Origin of the sequence: Pseudoalteromonas sp. SK18, from assembly GCF_001974855.1 — a bacterium.
In the GTDB taxonomy this organism is placed as follows: Bacteria; Pseudomonadota; Gammaproteobacteria; order Enterobacterales; family Alteromonadaceae; genus Pseudoalteromonas.
The window spans coordinates 1-1579 of the sequence record NZ_MTQB01000055.1; the positions used below are offsets into that span (position 1 = coordinate 1).

The 1579-nt window shown below is 43.1% G+C and carries 1 protein-coding gene; it reads left to right on the top strand.

The window, feature by feature from the left end; all coding sequences use genetic code 11:
• Window positions 1–109 precede the first annotated feature (109 nt).
• Entirely contained in the window at window positions 110–1264 is a 1155-nt protein-coding gene (locus tag BW139_RS18075; protein ID WP_076920576.1) for an IS110 family transposase, read from the top strand.
• The last annotated feature ends 315 nt before the right edge of the window (window positions 1265–1579 follow it).

Sequence of the window (1579 nt, forward strand, 5' to 3'; positions counted from 1 at the left end):
TAGACATAATGACTCCCACACGGTGTTAGCCTCCGCTTTTCGTGGGTTAGCTTAATTCAAAGCCAGAGCCATAATTAGTTTGTCAAATAACTAAACAGCAGAGGCTAACATGAACAAACATAGCATACTTTTTATCGGACTTGATACTCATAAAGAATTCAATGAAGTCGCCTATATTGAAGAACATAGGGGGGCTCAACCTGTGCACCTTGGCCGAATTTCGTCTTCCAAAGTGGCCGTTCAAAAGCTTGTTCGTCAGTTTGAATCTAAATACCCTGGCGCAACGCTACACTTTGTCTATGAAGCAGGTCCTTGTGGTTATTGGATTTACCGATTAATTACCAGCCTTGGCCATTGCTGCTATGTGGTTGCACCCTCTCTTATTCCTAAAAAGCCTGGTGAGAAAATTAAAACAGATAAACGTGATGCCCTTAAGCTTGCTAAATTACTTAAATCTGAAGATTTAACACCTATTTATGTTCCAGAACCTGAAGATGAAGCCGTACGCGATTTATCTCGCGCACGCGAAATAGCCATGAAGGATTTAAAAGATGCCAAATATCAATTAAAGGCGTTGCTGCTTCGCAATAATATTAATTACAAAGGCACTGCAAATTGGTCACAAAAGCATTTACGTTGGCTCACTGAGCTTGTGTTGCCACATCCCGCGCAGCACATCGTTTTACAAGAGTTTTTACACACGATTAATGAACGAATAAGCCGACTTGAACGGCTAGACAATGAGCTAACACATCACGTCCATCAATGGCGATATTACCCTGTAGTAAAAGCAATACAAGCTATGCGTGGTGTTCGTTTGTTGGTCGCCACTGGCGTTGTTGCTGAGCTTGGCGATTTATCGCGCTTCGACCATCCCCGTAAATTAATGAGTTATCTCGGTCTTGTACCTAGTGAACACTCGAGTGGTGATAAACGCCATATTGGCGCCATCACAAAATGCGGAAACAGCCGAGCAAGGCGTCTTCTCGTTGAAGGCGCACACACTTACCGGTATGCGGCAAATATATCCACAGATATGCAAAAACGACAAGAAGGTTTACCAAAGGACATTATTGATATTGCATGGAAAGCACAACTTAGGCTCTGCAAGCGCTATAAAAAAATGATAGCCAAAGGAAAACACTACAACCTGGTTGTCACCGCCATTGCCCGAGAAATGATTGCATACATATGGGCAATTGCAAAAGAAGTGGTGCTTACGCCAGTGAACGCAAAACTTAGATTGGCAAGAGTACCCGCATGATAAACGAATTAGAGTTAGTGCATGGGATCAAGCATCGGGTGTGGCACAACCACCGACGGCGTTAGGATGGCATTGCAGCTAACGCTGCATTGAACCACGAACATAGACTGAAGACAGGTGCTACGACGAAATAAGTAAGGTCTGCTCTGTTACTAGAAATAGTAATAACCAACGAATATCAGCAAGATAACCGACGACATTACTTGCTTCATCCTATGTATTAACTCGCTCTAATTCGAGCTGAAGTAATTATGGCTTAAAAAGTTAGGCAGGGATCAGTGTGGCTTAACTTGACAGTGGGAGTCATACCAACGC

Bases quoted from the DNA above. Each gene is read 5' to 3' on its own strand.
- BW139_RS18075 (WP_076920576.1), top strand. From the start codon at position 110: ATGAACAAACATAGCATACTTTTTATCGGACTTGATACTCATAAAGAA.